Below are 15825 nucleotides of genomic sequence, written 5' to 3' on the forward strand. Positions count from 1 at the left end.
GGGCGGGGTGGGGGAAGGGGTGGGGAAAGGTGTTGAAAAATGGGGCGGTTCCCCATATTATTAATGACGTCGACAGGCGGGGTGGTTCCCCGCGTACGTGCCATCTGAGTAACCGAGGGGAGGGCGCACATGGGAATGACTGGTGCATACGAGCGCAATCTCGATGCAAAAGGTCGTCTGTCCCTGCCTGCACCCCTTCGCGAGGAGCTTGGAGAGCACGTTCGCGTGTTCAAAGCCCTGGATGTCGATGCTCTGTACGTGTTCTCTGCCGAGGCCTTCGATAAGTGGGTCGAAGGACTCTTCGCGGGTCGTGAGGGCCACGAGGGTTTTAACCCGCGTGACATTAATGACCAGAAGCTCATGAGGGCGATCAACAAGCGCACCACGTCGATGGACGTGGACAGCGCCGGTCGTATCGGTCTTTCCGAGTCTCTCCGCAAGCAGGCGAACCTCGACCGCGAGGTCACGGTTGTGGGCAACTACGACCACCTTGAGGTTTGGGATCGCGCCGCGGCCGATGAGGACGATGACGATGAGGCCCTGCTGGACCTCTTCTTCTCGTAAGGGCAAGGCACGGGTAACGGATGGAGCGTGGGATCTTGACACAAGAATATCGGCATGAACCTGTCATGCTCGGCGAAGTGCTTGAGTCGCTGCGGCTAAAGAGCGGCTCCGTTGTCTGCGATTGCACCCTTGGCGGTGCCGGCCATTCGGTAAAGATGGCCGCGCAGGTGGGGGAGACGGGCCTTTTGCTCGGCGTCGACCAGGACGACATGGCCCTCGAGGCCGCTGGCGCCCGTCTGGACCGCGAGGTTCCCGGCGTTCCGCACCAGCTGCTGAAGGGCAACTTCGGCGACTTGGACGAGCTGCTTTGCTCGGCCGAGGTGCCCGGGGTCGATGGCTTCCTGTTCGATTTGGGCGTTTCGTCGCCGCAACTCGATATCCCTGGCAGGGGCTTTTCGTATAACGAGGACGCCCCATTGGACATGCGGATGGATCCGGGTAATAACACCTTAAACGCAGCTGAGGTCATCAACACCTATAACGAACACGACCTCGCCCGGATTCTACGCGTCTACGGCGAAGAGAAGTTCGCCTCGCAGATCGCGCGCGAGATCGTGCGCCGCCGCGAGCAAGAACCGATCGAAACCACCGGCCAATTTGTCGAGATCATCAAGGCAGGTATCCCGGCTGCCGCTCGTCGGCATGGCGGACACCCGGCCAAGAAAAGTTTCCAGGCCATTCGCATCGAGGTCAATCACGAGCTCGATGTGCTCGAACGAGGGCTTGATGCCGCCACCAGGTGGCTCAACCCGGGCGGACGTATCTGCGTCATCTCGTATCACTCGCTCGAGGACCGTATCGTAAAGAACCACTTTAAGGAGATGAGCCAGGGGTGCACGTGTCCGCCGGAGATTCCGGTGTGCGTGTGCGGCAACGTGCCGATACTCAAGGTCATCACCCGCAAACCCTTGGTTGCCCAGCCTGATGAGGTTGAGCGCAACCCTCGGGCGAGATCAGCCAAAATCCGCGTGGCGCAGCGTCTGTAGGCACGACCGCGCGATATTGGACCTCCCGCTCGCACCATAAACGAAGCTTAAACACACTACCAACGTACTCGGGATGGGAGGCGGCATATCATGGGCTACAACACTTCAAGCGCAGCACTCGCCTATGATATGAACGCCATGCCCGCCTATCGTGAGACGCCGCAGGCCCCCGTTGCTCCCCGTGAGCAGCGCACGCCGCGCTTTGATGTCTACACGGGCGCGGGCCGTCAGGCAAACCAGGCGGTAAGCCCGGTTTTCATGAGCGTTCTTAAAACGTTTTGCATCATTGCGGCCATCTTCATGACGATCGGCGTCGCCCGCGTGGCGCTCGCCGGCGTTACGGCCCAGGTGCTCAACAGCAACGCCGAGCTTACCAACACGCTCGAAAAGGCGACCGATGAGAGCTCCGACCTGGAGGTCATGCATTCGGTCTATGGCGCCGACACGCGTATTCGCGACCTTGCGGGCGCTTATGGCATGGTGGAGCCCAGCGAGAGCGTTACACTTGACTTTTCGCAGGATGCAGCCGCGGGCGCCAACGCGACCGCGACCGCTCAGTAGCAAGACGGTAGCTGAGTATGACAAATGACTATCGCCGCGGTTCCGATGGGGGCCGCGGTTCTGGACGTCCCTCGTCGCGGGGACGTTCTGGTTATCAAGGAACGGGTCGGCAATCTTACAACGCCGGGCAGTCCCGTGGCAACGACCCGGCGTCGCGACTTCGCGGCTCGGGCGGCCCTCAAGTGCATAACACCAGGTCGCGCAAGAGTTCGTCGACCGAATGGCTCACGGGCACGCCTCTGCCTCGCCGCAAAGCCGTCATGGGCTTCATTGGGCTTGGCTTGGGCTTGGGCGTCTTTCGCCTTGCCGACTATCAAATTGTCGAAGCCGATAAACTGCGCGAGCGTGCCGATGCGCGCCGCCTGCTTGCGCAGACCCTCTATGCCAAACGTGGCACCATCTACGACCGCAACGGTAACGTGCTGGCGTCGTCGGTCGAATGTCGCAACATCGCCGTGAACCCCCAGCTTGTCGAGGATGTTGACAAGACGGTGTCGGCGCTGGTCAAGGCAACTGGAATCGATAAAAAGACCTGCCGTAAGCTCGTTGAGTCCGATGGAACCTGGGTGTATATCAAGCGCCAGGTGGACGAAGACGACGCTGCGGCGCTGGAGAAGAAGAACCTGCCCGGCGTGCTTTTTGAGCAGGCCATGAAGCGCGTATATCCATACGGCAATCTGGCATCGCAGGTGCTGGGTGTAGTGAATGTAGACAACGACGGCTTGACGGGTCTCGAAAAGCAATACAACAAGCTTCTGACCGGCACGAACGGTTCTCTCGTACGCGAGCGCGCGAGGGACGGCAGCTATATCGCGGGCGGTGCCTATAAAAAGGTGGCTGCGGTCGACGGCGTTGATATCGTGACGACGCTCGACGTCAATATCCAGCGTGCGGCCGAGGATGCCCTGGCAGAGGCTGTCGAGAAGACAAAGGCCAAGAACGGCTCGGCGCTGGTCACCGATCCTACGACAGGCGAGATCTTGGCAGCCTGCTCGTATCCGACCTACGACCAGACCAATTTGGAAAACGCCAAGACCGAGGATATGAACCTGCGCCTGGTCACCGACGCCTACGAGCCCGGCTCGGTCTTTAAGACGCTCGTGGCGGGCGCCGGCTTCGACTTGGGCGTCGTGCGGTCGAGTACGTCGTTTGAGGTGCCGGCGAGCATCAAGGTGGGCGACGATACCGTCACCGATGCCGACAAGCGCGACTACGCCATGACCATGGATGTGCGCGAGATGATGCGCCGTTCGTCCAACGTGGGATTTGTCCTGGTGGGGCGCAAGATCGGTGCCGACGACTTTGCCGCCTATGTGGACAAGTGGGGCATCGGTCACAGCTCGGGTGTCGATTTTCCGGGCGAGAGTCTGGGCATCGTCAAGGAGCGTGACCAGTATGACGGCGCCACGCTGGGCTCGATGAGCTTTGGACAGGCGCTGTCTGTCTCGCCGATTGAGATCGCACGTGCCGTGGGCGGCATCGCCAACGGCGGCGTGATGATGACCCCGCACTTCTATAAGTCCAGCAAAGGCGACGAGAAGGACTGGGGCGAAGGCGAGCGCGCGATTTCGGAGGACGCCGCATCCCAGGTGACATCGTGCATGCAGACGGTCGTGTCGGAGGGAACGGGCGTTGGCGGCGCGGTTGACGGCTATGACGTGGCGGGTAAGACCGGTACGGCCGAACGTGCCGACGAGAACGGCGGCTACCTCAAGGAGAACTACATGTCGTCCTTTATGGGCTTTGCACCGGCACAATCGCCCAAGGTGCTGTGCTATATCACGCTCGACGGAACGCCGAGCGGCTCAGATGCCGCTGCGGTGCCGTTCCAGTCCATTATGGCCAACGCGCTCGACGTGCTGGGTATCCCGCACACGAAGTAGGGGGTTACAATCTTTGGGGCGTGGTTTGTTGTCCCATATGAGGGGTGTTCACATGCCCTGCACCACGCATGCGCGGCGCTGGGATACAATACGCCGATAGCATTATTTAGGTTTACAGGGGAGCTGCAATGATAGAGATCGCCGTCAACAACCTCGCGGCCGCAACAGGGGCCCGAACCGTGACGGGAGAAGTCGATCGGGTATGCCGCGGGTGCGTTATCGACTCGCGCCAGGTCGAGGAAGGGACGATTTTCGTCGCCTTTCCCGGTGAAAACGTCGACGGCAATGATTTTGCTTCCCGTGCCGTCCAGTCGGGTGCCGGCGCCGTCGTGATGACGCGTGAGCCCGAGGCCGAGCTGGTCTCGCTGGCGCAGGACAAGGGCTGTGCCATCTTGCTGACCGATGATCCCGAGGAGTTTCTGCTGCGTTTGGCGCACGTGTATCGCCTGGAGCTTGGCTGCCTGGTCGTTGGCATTACCGGTTCCATCGGCAAGACGACGACCAAGGACGTTCTCGCCGCTGTGCTCGCCAAGCGCTATCGTGTCTGGGCCACCAAGGGCAATTTCAATAACCTGATCGGCATGCCGCTCACGGTGCTTTCCGCTCCGGCCGATACCGAGGTCCTGGTGCTCGAGATGGGCATGAACCATTTCCACGAGATCGAGCGCCTGTCCCAGTCCGCCAATCCCAACCTTGCCATCGTGAGCAAGATCGGCACCTCTCATATCGGCATTTTGGGCAGCCGCGAGAACATCGCCCGCGCTAAAGCCGAGATTGTCCAGGGCATGTGCGCCGCCGGCGACTATTTGCCGCTGCTGGTTTTGGGCGGCGAGGACGATTTTACGCCGTTCATTCGCGATACGTTCGCCCAGCCTGCTGGTATCGACGTGATGCTGGCCGGTGTCTCTGACGATGATGAGGTCCGCGCCCGCGACGTTCGCGTTGATGACGAGGGCCGTCCGGTCTTTACGCTCGATTTTGGTCAGGGCGAGACAATCGATACCATGCTTGCCATCCCCGGCGTGCAGTCCGTTCCTAATGCCGTTAAGGCCGCCGCGGTTGCCTATCGCCTGGGCGTGACGCCCGAGCAGATCGATGCTGCCTTTAGGGGCCTCACGATCACCGGGCACCGCCAGGAGATCAAGCGCGCCAAGAGCGGTGCACGCATCATCGACGATTCCTATAACGCCAGCGCCGAATCGATGGCAGCCGGCCTCGATCTGCTGTGCTCGCTTTCGTGCACGGGGTCTCGCATGGCGATTCTGGGCGAGATGGGCGAGATGGGCGATGAGGCTCCTCGCATGCATGAGCTCGTGGGCGCCTATGCCGCCGCCAAGAAGCTCGACATGCTGGCGTGCGTGGGTGGTGAGCTGGCCCAGCTTATGGCCGATGCCGCGCGCATGATGGGTATGGACGAGGACCGCATCCAGGTGTTCTCCGATTATCAGCAGGTGCTCGAACGCATGGGCGGCGCGCTTGAAAAACATGATGTTGTACTGGTCAAGGGTTCCCGCTTTGTTGAGCTCGACCGCTTTGTGGAAGGTGTGTGCTAGCCCATGTTCGGCAATCCCTCGTATCCAACGTATCAGGCTTTTTTGGGGCTTGGCATCGCCGCTGCCATTGCGCTGCTGCTCATGCCGTGGTGGATCAAGCTGCTCAAGGTCGAGGGTATCGGCCAGCAGGTTCGTGCCGACGGCCCCAAGCGTCATTTGGTTAAGCAGGGAACGCCCACCATGGGTGGCGTTGTCATCCTCGTCGCGATCTCGCTGACCTGCCTGCTGATGGGCAAGCTCACCACCGAGCTCGTGCTTGTGCTGCTCGCCACGCTGGCGACCGGCGTGCTGGGCCTGATCGACGACCTGACCTCCGTTACGCATGGGCGCTCGCTCGGTCTGACGCCTCATGCCAAGATGATCGGCCTAACCATTATCTGTGTCACCTTTACGGTACTTGCCGTCAACTGGTGCGGCGTCGCCCCCGAGATTCGTTTTCCCGGCGGCCTGACGATCGACCTCGGCGTGCTTTCGACCACCATCTGCGGCTTTTCGTTCCCGTGGCTCTACATTGTTTTTTGCTGGCTGATGATCGCCGGTCTTTCTAATGCCGTGAACCTGACCGATGGCCTTGACGGTCTTGCTGGCGGCACCTCCATGATCGCCATGCTCGCCATGGCTGCGATGGCGTTTTTGCACGGAGACGTGAACCTGTCCATCTTCTGCACCGCGTGTGCCGGTGCCTGCTTGGGCTTTCTGTGGTTCAACTGCTATCCGGCGAGCATCTTTATGGGCGATACCGGCTCGCTTGCCCTGGGCGCCGCGTTTGCCTGCACGTCCATCATGACCAACACCGAGGTCGTCTCTCTCATCATCGGCGGCCTGTTTATCGTTGAGACCCTGTCGGTCATGATTCAGGTTGTCTACTTCCACTTTACGCACAAGCGCGTCTTCCTTATGGCGCCCATCCATCATCATTTCGAAAAGAAGGGCTGGGCCGAGACCAAGGTCGTCATCCGTTTTTGGATTATCGCTGCGGCCTTTGGTGCCGTTGGCCTTGCTTTGTTCTTCCAGTTGGGATAGTGGTCTTTCATGCCTCTTGCTGATGTCTTTAGCCTGCTCGTTTTGGGTCAGGGCAAATCCGGTCTCGATGTCGCCCGCTGGGCGCTGGCACATCCCGAGCGCGTAAGTGCCGTTACCGTGTATGGCGGCGGCACCTCTGAGCCCAATGACGCCACACGTGCGCTCGAGGCTGCTGGTGCGTCGTTTGTCTATGGGACCGAACAGGTCGAGGGCGCCTATGACGTATGCGTGACGTGCCCGGGCATCTCGGAGTTCTCGGGCTTCTTTAAGGCCGGGCGCGAGCATGCCGCCCAGATTATGGGTGAGCCCGAGTTTGCCTATCGCCTGTCGCCCGATAACTGGATTGCCATCACTGGCACCAACGGCAAAACGACCACCACGTCGCTGACTGATTATCTGCTCAAGGCTGCCGGCGAGGCCAGCGTTGCTGTCGGCAACATCGGCGAGCCGCCGGTCAACGAGATTGACGGCCGAGCCCACAACGAGTGGTTTGTGGCTGAGCTCTCGAGCTATCAGATTGCTACGACCACCGAGCTCCACCCGCGCGTGGCGGTGCTGCTCAACATCACTCCCGACCACTTGGGCTGGCATAAGAGCCATAAGAACTACGCGCTTGCCAAGGTCAAACTGTTTGACAATATGGTCGATGACGATCTGGCGGTTGTCGACGTCGAAGACGCCGGCATTCACGAGTTCGATGAGTACATCTACACGCCGGGTCGTCGCATCTGCAAGGTCGCTTTTGACGAGCCCGAGGGCGAGGATGCCGCCTTTGTGCGCGACGGCAAGATGGTCGTGCGCCTGAAGGGCGTCGAGACCCCGCTCATCGCTGCATCCGAGCTCAAGATCTCGGGCCATCACAATGTTATCAATGCCCTGTGCGCTGCCACGGCTGCCCTGGCAGTCGGTGCCGATGTCGATGGCGTCTGCCGCGGTCTGGCCTCGTTCCAGCCGCTCGAGCACCGCGTGGAGCCGTGTGGCGAGATTGACGGCGTGCGCTACGTCAACGATTCCAAGGCGACCAACACCGATGCGGTCGAGAAGGCCCTGACGGCATTTCCCGATGACGATGTGATCTTGCTGCTCGGCGGCCACGATAAGGGCACGCCGCTCACGGACTTCGCGCGCGTCGTTATGGACAACGTGCGCTCGGTCGTCTGCTTTGGCGATGCGCGTGAGCGCTTCACCGCCGCTATGGACGAGGCCGATGTCGATGGCGATGTGGATATCGCCCAGGCGGATGACCTACGCGACGCCGTGGACGTCGCCCGTTCGCTGTCGAGCCGTGGTGACGTGATCTTACTTTCCCCTGCCTGCTCTTCGTTCGATGAGTTCTCGGGCTATGAGGAGCGCGGCCGCGTGTTTAAGGACTACGTGGCCCAGCTTGCCGCTGCAGCGAAATCACAAATGGAATAGGGGTTGCGGTGAGAGAGGAGAGCCCCCGACAAGGTATGAGGAGGCCCGACTCGGACCGTGCTTCCTCGCGGCGCATAACACCGCGTTCCGGCCGCGGCGGGCAGTCGTTTAGCGAACGCTATATTGCCGGCGTTCCCGCCCGTATCATGCGCCCCCGTTTGATATTCATGGCCTGCCTGTTTACTTTGGTGTGCTTTGGCCTGCTGATGGTGTACTCGGCGTCTTCGGTCGAGGCGCTGCACGAGAATGGCTCGGCGACGTTTTTTCTGGGTCGACAGGCCGCGTTTGCCGTGGTCGGTGTTCTGGCGCTGATTGCCATCGTGCGCATCTTGCCGGACAGCTGGTTTGGGGAGGATGTGCTCAGGATCTTCCTCATCGGCATGATGGGGCTACTGCTTCTGGTGTTCTTGGTGGGCAGCGGCAGCCGTGGCGCCACGCGCTGGCTCAACATCGCCGGTATTCAGTTCCAGCCTTCCGAGTTTTTAAAGCCATTTGCCATTGCGTATTCGGCCATCATGCTTGATCGCTTCTTTTCGCCCGGTGGCAACATCAACGAATTCCTTCGCAAGATGGGCATCTACCTGGGCATTTCGCTCTTTCTGATCTTTATACAGCCCGATTTCGGTACTGTCCTGATCATCCTGTTGACCCTCATGTGCATGGCGTTGTTTGCGGGTCTCGACCCCAGATTTATCATCGGCGTGCTAATCTTCGGCATTCTCGTGATCGTGATTGCGCTTGTCGCAGAGCCGTACCGTATGGTGCGTATTCAGGTTGCCTTGAACCCTTGGGCCGACGAGTATGGTGACGGCTATCAGGCCACGCTTGCCATCATGGCCTTTGCCTCGGGCGGTCTGTTCGGCCGTGGCATCGGCAACTCAACCATGAAGTACTCGTATCTGCCCGAGGCGCACAATGACTACATCCTGGCCATCATTGGCGAGGAAGTCGGTTTTGTCGGAACCGTGCTGTTCTTCTTGGTGTTTGCGATGCTGATCTACTCGGCGTTTCGCATTGCCGAGCAGGCGACCGATCGTCGGGGCGCGCTTATGGCGTCTGGCTCCGCGGTCATTCTCGCGGTGCAGTTTTTGATTAACGCGCTGGGCATCCTCAACGTGTTTCCCATGACGGGCAAACCGTTGCCGTTTATTAGCTACGGCGGTTCGTCGATTATTGTGTCGCTTATGCTTGCCGGGTTGGTCCTGCGCGTTTCGTACGAGAGCGCCCGTCGCGATGAGTACGACCGTCGCCGCGAGAGCTTTGCCGTTATGGATGAGAGTACCGCCGGCGTGCCCCACGTGCGCGGCGAGCGATCTTCGCGTAACGGTTTTACCGTCCTGGATGGCTCTGCGACCGAGCTGGCAGCCCGCCCGCGTCAGCGAACGGCGCCGCAAGGTCGTCCTCAGCGCCCCAGCCCTCGCAACGCGGGCGGCGGATATAATCGAATCGATTTGAACTCGGACCCGTCGGCGCGTCTGCGCACCGACGACCAGGGACCGCGTGTACGAAGGGACTACCATGACCGATAAGATGACCGTTGCTATTGCAGCCGGCGGCACGGCAGGACACATCAACCCCGCGCTCGCCTTGGCCGAAGAGCTGCGTGACCGTGGCCACCACGTTGTGTTCGTGGGCCAGTCGCGCAAGCTCGAGGGTCGTCTGGTCCCCGAGGCTGGGTTTGATTTTGTGCCCATTACGGTCACGGGCTTCGACCGCTCCCGTCCTTGGACGGCGCTGACCTCGCTGTGGCGTGTCAACAAGGCCAAGCGTGCGCTCGCCAGTCATTTCTCAAAGGTCGGCAAGCCCGATGCCGCCATCGGTTTTGGTGCCTATGTCGAGGTTCCGCTGCTGGGGTGGTGCAAGGGCGCAGGCGTTCCGTATCTGCTGCATGAGCAGAACTCTGTTCCGGGCCTGGCCAACAAGATGATGAACTCCCACGCCGCCCGCGTGTGCATCTCGGTGCCGGCAGCGCGTTCGGTCTTTGAGCGCGAAGGTGACCCTGACCACGTGCTCATGACCGGCAACCCCGTACGTCGCTCGGTAATCGAGGGCGATCGCGCTCGCGGCCGCAAGGCGCTTGGCGTTCCCGAGGACGCTACGCTGCTGCTCGTCTTTGGCGGTTCACTTGGCGCCCAGCACCTCAACGAGCGCGTGGTTTCGCTCAAAAACGAGCTGCTTTCGCGCAAGAACCTCTATGTGTTGCATTCGACGGGTGCCGACGGCTTTGAGGAGACCGAGCGCGCTTTGGCGCTGACGCCCGAGGAGGCGGAGCGTTACCGCGTCCAGCCTTATATCGACAACATGGGCGATATGCTGGCTGCTGCCGATTTGGTGCTCTCGCGTTCGGGCGCATCGAGCGTGGCCGAGATCGCTGCGCTCGCCGTGCCCTCGGTGCTCGTGCCGTATCCGCATGCGACGGCCGACCACCAAACCACCAATGCCCGTTATCTGGTCGACGCCGGGGCCGGTGTGCTCTGCGCCGATGCCGATATCGACGGTTCTGCCTTTGCCGATGAGCTGCTGCACTTGGTCGATGACGCGGCGGCGCGCGACGCCATGCGTCAGGCGGCACGTGGTCTGGCTCAGGATAGGGCCGCCGCTCTTCTGGCGGATGCGGTAGAGGGTTTGCGTTAGTTAGACGGGATATCGTCGGTCGCCCTCGCGCTGATGCGGTAGGTGCGGTACAGTTAACGGGTTACAGGCAGTGTTTACGCAAGGAGTACACGAGCACATGGCTGATTCCCAGACTGCAACCTCCGCGCCCGAGTTTAAGAGCGCCCACTTTATCGGTATCGGCGGCGCCGGCATGAGCGGCATCGCCCTCGTTCTGCACGAGCGCGGTTATGCCGTTACCGGCTCCGACCTTAAGACGTCACGTTATATCCGCCAGCTTACCCGCGCTGGTGTGAAGGTGCATGTGGGCCATGAGGCCGCCACGATCGACGAGGTCAAGCCCGACGTGGTTGTTGTCTCCACCGCTATTCCGGAGTCCAACCCTGAACTTGTGCGCGCTCGCGAGCTTGGTATTCCCGTGTGGCCCCGTGCCAAGATGCTCTCTGCTTTGGGCCACGGCTACACCACCGTCGCTGTTGCCGGCACGCATGGCAAGACCACCACGTCTTCGATGTGCGCCACCATGCTCGACCGCATGGGTCTGGATCCGAGCTTCCTGATCGGTGGCATCGTCGAGGGCTATGACACGAACGGCAAGAACGGCTCGGGCGACTACTTTGTCGCCGAGGCCGACGAGTCCGACAGCTCCTTCCTGTTCCTGAACCCCAACGTGGTCATTGTGACCAACGTCGAGGCCGACCACCTCGATCACTACTCGGGTATCGAGGAGATCGAGGCGACTTTCGCCAAATTCATGAGCCTGGTGGGCGAGGACGGCACCGTCATCGTCTGCGGTGAGGACCCGCATCTGGTCGAGCTCGCCAAGTCGACGGGCCGTCACGTGCTTTCCTACGGCTTTGCCGAGAGCAACGACATCGTCTGCATGCACCCGGATGTCAAGGGCATCCAGAGTGACTTTATCGTTCGCTTTGAGGACGGCACTGAGCACGCTGTGGAGATCAAGAGCAATCCCGGTCGCCACAACATGCTCAACGCCACGGCGGTGCTCACCGTCGCCCATGTCCTGGGCCTTGACATCGACGCCGCCGCCAAGGCACTCTCGAGCTTTGAGGGCGTCCGCCGTCGCTTTACCCACGTGGGCGATATCGATGGCATCACCGTGGTCGATGATTACGGCCATCACCCCACCGAGATCAAGGCGACGCTTGCTGCCGCTTCGTCGCTGGGCTACAAGCACGTCGACGTCGTGTTCCAGCCGCACCGCTATTCGCGCCTGCAGGCCCTGTGCGACGACTTTGCCGATGCATTTGCCAATGCCGATAAACTGCTGCTGATCGATGTGTTCTCGGCTGGCGAGATGCCCATTCCGGGTGTCACCTCTAAGATGCTCGCCGATACCGTGCGCGCCAAGCATCCTGGCAAGGAGGTCGTGTACTGTTCCAGCCGTCTTGAGCTTAATCAGGAGCTCGAGCAGATGGTGGGCGAGGGCGACCTGCTGCTCACTATGGGTGCCGGTGACGTTACGACCGTCGGTCCCGAGTTCATTGAGTATCTGACTGCCAAGAAAGACGCTTAAGTCTAATGGGTCTGTTTAACGCCGTCATGGCGCTCTCGGGCATGATCGACACGGATGTGATCGAGGACGAGCGCCTTGCGCGTCATACGAGCTATCGTATCGGCGGCAAGGCCGACCTCTTTGTGACGTGCCATAGCTATCATGCCCTTCGCCGCGCCGTGGCGGTGCTCGATCGCGAGCAGGTGCCGTGGGTCATCATCGGCAAGGGCTCCAATCTGCTGGTTGCCGATGGCGGCTATCGCGGTGCCGTCATTTCGCTCGGACGTGAGTTTCAGCGCACGGTTGTTGCCGATGACGGTTGTACGCTGACGGTCGGTGCGGGCGTGATGTTTGCGCGCCTGGTCAACGATGCCCTGTCGCGTAGCCTCTCGGGCCTTGAGTTTGCCGTTGGCATCCCTGGCTCGGTCGGCGGTGCGATATCTATGAATGCCGGCACACGGACCGAGTGGATTGGCTCGCTGGTTGAGGATGTCATAACGTTTGACCCGGCATCCGGTATCAAGCATTATGCGGGGTCCGAGATCACTTGGGGCTACCGCGAATGTAGCCTTCCCCGCAACGAGATCATCCTCGAGTGCGTGCTCAAGCTTAAACCGGCGCCCAAGGCCGACATTCGCGAGCGCATGGAGCGGTACCTGACGAGGCGCAAGCGTACGCAGCCCATGGGTCGCGCATCCTGCGGGTCGGTCTTTCGCAACCCGCCCGATGAGAGTGTGGGCAAGCTTATCGAGGATTGTGGATTAAAGGGTTTTTCGATTGGCGGCGCGGAAGTTTCGCCCGTTCACGCTAATTTTATCGTTAATAACGGAACTGCCTCGGCCGATGACGTTGCCGCGGTTATCAGACATGTGCACGGAAAGGTGAGGGAGGCGTATGGCATCGAGCTCAGACCGGAAGTTAAATTCCTCGGCTTCTAGAGCATCGAAACCCACCTTCCGCCGCGCCGGAGGGCGTTCCGGCGCGCCTGCCAAACCTCAACGCAATACCGTCGCGCACTCTAAGTCTGTCGGGCATGTTCGACAGGCCAGTCGTCCGGTCGTCGGCTCGCAGCTCGGTAATCGTCCGGCCGCAAAAAAGTCCTCGCGTCCCTCGGTGACGTCAAAGCCTGTTATGGGCGTCAAGCCTGCCCGTCCCATGGCAACTCCTAAGCCCTCGACGGGAGCTAAAGCGCCGCGTCCAGGTCGTACGCTGGGCGCATCGAAACCGCGCTCGCTGACATCGGTGCCGGCTACCGCCAAGAAGCCTTCGAGTAAAAAAGGCGTCAACCCGTTGTCTTCACTTGGGGCGATGGTAAATAAAACATCAGATGCCGCTTCTGTCGTTACAGGCAAAGGCAAAATCGTGGGCGGCGTTCTGGCCGTCTTGGCTGTGCTCGTCGTCGTTGCCATCGTGGTGATTAACTCTGGATTGTTTACCGCCACTGATATTCAGATTCAAGGCAGCGAGCATGTGACGAAGCACGATGCTATCCAGCTGATCGATTTACCCGAGGGAACGTCGCTTTTTAACGTCGATCCCGAGCAGATTACCGAGGACCTCAAGCAGAACCCGTGGGTCTCGGGCGTGGATGTCCAGCGTCAGTTCCCGCATACGCTCATCATTACGCCGATGGAGCGCAAGGTCATCGCAATTGCCTATATCAGCTCCGATGACCTTGCCTGGGCCATCGGGGATGATGACACCTGGATCGCCCCACTGTCGACGTCGGTCGAAGTGGACGACCAGGGCAACGTCATCACGACAGGGCAGGGCTCAAATACCCTGACCGGCATTGATGCCGCGCTGGCGCTCGCTAAGCATTATGGCGCGGTGTTGTTGACTGATGTCTCGGCGGATGTCGCTCCGGTTTCCGGCCAGGCAGTGAGCTCCAAGGCCGTTAAGGCCGGCTTGGATTATGTGCGTGGTTTTTCGAGCGAGTTCTTGGGACAAGTCAAGGACATTTCCACGCCTTCGGTCGAAGCCATCTCGGCAAACCTCAATAACGGCATTGAGGTGTCGCTGGGCGATTCGGACGATATCGCCAAGAAGGAACGCATAGTCACCAAGTTGCTTTCGCAGGTAGAGGGCGTAACGTATATCAATGTGCGCTCTCCGGGCAACTACACATTTAGGAATGCTCCGACCTCGTAGCGCTGGTTGATGCTTTGTTGAGGGGCCATACCACGCCGTTTATCTGGTTTGTTTGGTTTTCACGGTCAATTATTTGACTGATACGTTCATAATGTGCAAACATAATACGGTTTACCTTTGCATTTACTTTCAACCTGAAGGTTAATGTGCGCAGGGGTCGACCCATGCTATGGCTATAACCTTTGTTCGGAGGACCGACATGCACGAGACAGAGATCAACAACTACCTTGCCGTCATTAAGGTGGTCGGCGTCGGCGGCGGCGGTACCAACGCGGTCAATCGAATGATCGAAGAGGGCATCCGCGGCGTCGAGTTTGTTGCCATCAACACCGATGCTCAGGCACTCGCGATCTCTGATGCCGATATCAAGGTGCACATCGGCACCGACCTTACCCGCGGCCTGGGCGCCGGCGCCAACCCCGAGGTTGGCCGCAAGGCTGCCGATGAGTCCCGCGACGACATTGCCGAGGCGCTCGCTGGCGCCGACATGGTGTTCATCACCTGCGGCGAGGGCGGTGGCACCGGTACCGGCGCTGCTCCCATCGTTGCCGATATCGCGATGAACGAGGTCGGCGCACTGACCGTCGCCGTCGTGACCAAGCCCTTCACCTTCGAGGGCCGCAAGCGCAAGAAGAGCGCCGAGGAGGGCATTAAGACCCTCTCCGATTGCGTTGACACCATGATCGTCATCCCCAACGATAAGCTGCTCGACATCGCCGAGAAGAAGACCACCATGCTCGAGGCCTTCGCGATTGCCGATGGCGTCCTTTCCCAGGGCACCCAGGGCATCACCGACCTCATCACCGTCCCCGGTATCATCAACCTGGACTTCGCCGATGTTAAGACCATCATGAAGCAGGCCGGTACCGCCATGATGGGTATCGGTACCTCTTCTGGGGACACCCGTGCCGTCGATGCTGCCCAGCAGGCCATCTCCAGCCCGCTGCTCGAGAGCTCCATCGATGGTGCCACGCGCGTGCTGCTCTCCATCGCCGGTTCCAAGGACCTGGGCATCCAGGAGATCAGCGACGCCGCCGACGTTGTCGCCAACGCTGTCGACCCCGAGGCCAACATCATCTTCGGTACCGTTGTCGACGAGTCCCTGGGCGATCAAGTGCGTATCACCGTCATCGCTACGGGCTTCTCCGACTCCAACGTCAACCGTCAGGACGAGCTCTTTGCTGCTCAGCAGTCTCAGAGCAAGGCAGCTGCCTCCGCCGAGCCGCAGCGCACCGTTCCGGCCACCAGTCCGGCTCAGGCCGCTCCGACCCGCAACGTCGGTGGCACCGAGCTTCCCAACTTCGGCAACGATCAGTTCGAGCTTCCCGACTTCCTGAAGCGCGGTAGCTTCTAGTTCGTTTATCTCAACGACCTGCACGGGGTGTGTCCATTTGGATGCACCCCGTTTTGATTCTCGTTTGTAAACGAAAGCCTCCAATCTCCTTACGTTCCCTTTACGTTTGGTCCCTACCGCTGCGGGTATCCTTTTAGAGAAGTATGACAGCCGTATAAACGCGGGCTGTAGCGGCGATGCCGCGGTACTTGTGTTATTAGGAGGC

Annotated in this window: 13 protein-coding genes; all 13 read left to right on the forward strand. The window is 60.4% G+C overall.

Features of this window, described 5'->3' with window-relative positions; genetic code table 11:
- Positions 1 to 129: 129 nt before the first annotated feature.
- The gene (locus tag DW171_RS07835) at positions 130 to 564 is read left to right on the forward strand and encodes a division/cell wall cluster transcriptional repressor MraZ (RefSeq protein WP_006234269.1); all 435 of its coding nucleotides are present in this window, start codon (positions 130 to 132) and stop codon (positions 562 to 564) included.
- A gap of 20 nt (positions 565 to 584) precedes the next feature.
- Positions 585 to 1550: a 16S rRNA (cytosine(1402)-N(4))-methyltransferase RsmH gene (gene rsmH, locus DW171_RS07840; RefSeq protein WP_006234266.1), complete on the forward strand. Its 966-nt coding sequence runs from the start codon at positions 585 to 587 to the stop codon at positions 1548 to 1550.
- Positions 1551 to 1640: 90 nt separating this feature from the next.
- Complete coding sequence (locus DW171_RS07845; RefSeq protein WP_022094483.1) at positions 1641 to 2111, forward strand: hypothetical protein; 471 nt, start codon at positions 1641 to 1643, stop codon at positions 2109 to 2111.
- 182 nt (positions 2112 to 2293) lie between these two features.
- Positions 2294 to 3994, forward strand: a complete 1701-nt coding sequence (locus DW171_RS07850; RefSeq protein WP_332068160.1) for a penicillin-binding protein 2 — start codon at positions 2294 to 2296, stop codon at positions 3992 to 3994.
- A 128-nt stretch (positions 3995 to 4122) separates the two neighbouring features.
- Entirely contained in the window at positions 4123 to 5547 is a 1425-nt protein-coding gene (gene murF / locus DW171_RS07855) for a UDP-N-acetylmuramoyl-tripeptide--D-alanyl-D-alanine ligase (protein ID WP_117854949.1), read from the forward strand.
- A gap of 3 nt (positions 5548 to 5550) precedes the next feature.
- Positions 5551 to 6570, forward strand: a complete 1020-nt coding sequence (gene mraY / locus DW171_RS07860; protein WP_118270900.1) for a phospho-N-acetylmuramoyl-pentapeptide-transferase — start codon at positions 5551 to 5553, stop codon at positions 6568 to 6570.
- A gap of 9 nt (positions 6571 to 6579) precedes the next feature.
- Positions 6580 to 7986, forward strand: coding sequence for a UDP-N-acetylmuramoyl-L-alanine--D-glutamate ligase (murD, locus tag DW171_RS07865; protein WP_118270901.1), 1407 nt, complete (start codon positions 6580 to 6582; stop codon positions 7984 to 7986).
- Positions 7987 to 8153: 167 nt separating this feature from the next.
- On the forward strand, positions 8154 to 9515 hold the full coding sequence (gene ftsW, locus DW171_RS07870) for a putative lipid II flippase FtsW (RefSeq protein ID WP_158571038.1): 1362 nt from the start codon (positions 8154 to 8156) through the stop codon (positions 9513 to 9515).
- Positions 9505 to 10620: an undecaprenyldiphospho-muramoylpentapeptide beta-N-acetylglucosaminyltransferase gene (gene murG, locus DW171_RS07875; RefSeq protein WP_118270903.1), complete on the forward strand. Its 1116-nt coding sequence runs from the start codon at positions 9505 to 9507 to the stop codon at positions 10618 to 10620. Before ftsW ends, murG begins: the two co-directional genes overlap by 11 nt.
- Before the next feature lie 97 nt (positions 10621 to 10717).
- On the forward strand, positions 10718 to 12136 hold the full coding sequence (murC, locus tag DW171_RS07880) for a UDP-N-acetylmuramate--L-alanine ligase (protein WP_055286074.1): 1419 nt from the start codon (positions 10718 to 10720) through the stop codon (positions 12134 to 12136).
- A 5-nt stretch (positions 12137 to 12141) separates the two neighbouring features.
- Complete coding sequence (murB, locus tag DW171_RS07885; RefSeq protein WP_118270904.1) at positions 12142 to 13053, forward strand: UDP-N-acetylmuramate dehydrogenase; 912 nt, start codon at positions 12142 to 12144, stop codon at positions 13051 to 13053.
- A 424-nt stretch (positions 13054 to 13477) separates the two neighbouring features.
- On the forward strand, positions 13478 to 14266 hold the full coding sequence (locus DW171_RS07890) for a cell division protein FtsQ/DivIB (protein ID WP_233539140.1): 789 nt from the start codon (positions 13478 to 13480) through the stop codon (positions 14264 to 14266).
- A gap of 199 nt (positions 14267 to 14465) precedes the next feature.
- Positions 14466 to 15620 carry a cell division protein FtsZ gene (ftsZ, locus tag DW171_RS07895; RefSeq protein ID WP_118270906.1) on the forward strand — a complete coding sequence of 385 codons (1155 nt, stop codon included), beginning with the start codon at positions 14466 to 14468 and terminating at the stop codon, positions 15618 to 15620.
- The last annotated feature ends 205 nt before the right edge of the window (positions 15621 to 15825 follow it).

It is taken from the genome of Collinsella sp. AM15-2, from assembly GCF_003471985.1.
In the GTDB taxonomy this organism is placed as follows: domain Bacteria; phylum Actinomycetota; class Coriobacteriia; order Coriobacteriales; family Coriobacteriaceae; genus Collinsella.

Coding starts and splice junctions, on each gene's coding strand:
- DW171_RS07835 (WP_006234269.1), top strand. CDS start 130: ATGGGAATGACTGGTGCATACGAGCGCAATCTCGATGCAAAAGGTCGT.
- rsmH (WP_006234266.1), top strand. CDS start 585: ATGGAGCGTGGGATCTTGACACAAGAATATCGGCATGAACCTGTCATG.
- DW171_RS07845 (WP_022094483.1), top strand. CDS start 1,641: ATGGGCTACAACACTTCAAGCGCAGCACTCGCCTATGATATGAACGCC.
- murF (WP_117854949.1), top strand. CDS start 4,123: ATGATAGAGATCGCCGTCAACAACCTCGCGGCCGCAACAGGGGCCCGA.
- mraY (WP_118270900.1), top strand. CDS start 5,551: ATGTTCGGCAATCCCTCGTATCCAACGTATCAGGCTTTTTTGGGGCTT.
- murD (WP_118270901.1), top strand. CDS start 6,580: ATGCCTCTTGCTGATGTCTTTAGCCTGCTCGTTTTGGGTCAGGGCAAA.
- ftsW (WP_158571038.1), top strand. CDS start 8,154: ATGGCCTGCCTGTTTACTTTGGTGTGCTTTGGCCTGCTGATGGTGTAC.
- murG (WP_118270903.1), top strand. CDS start 9,505: ATGACCGATAAGATGACCGTTGCTATTGCAGCCGGCGGCACGGCAGGA.
- murC (WP_055286074.1), top strand. CDS start 10,718: ATGGCTGATTCCCAGACTGCAACCTCCGCGCCCGAGTTTAAGAGCGCC.
- murB (WP_118270904.1), top strand. CDS start 12,142: ATGGGTCTGTTTAACGCCGTCATGGCGCTCTCGGGCATGATCGACACG.
- ftsZ (WP_118270906.1), top strand. CDS start 14,466: ATGCACGAGACAGAGATCAACAACTACCTTGCCGTCATTAAGGTGGTC.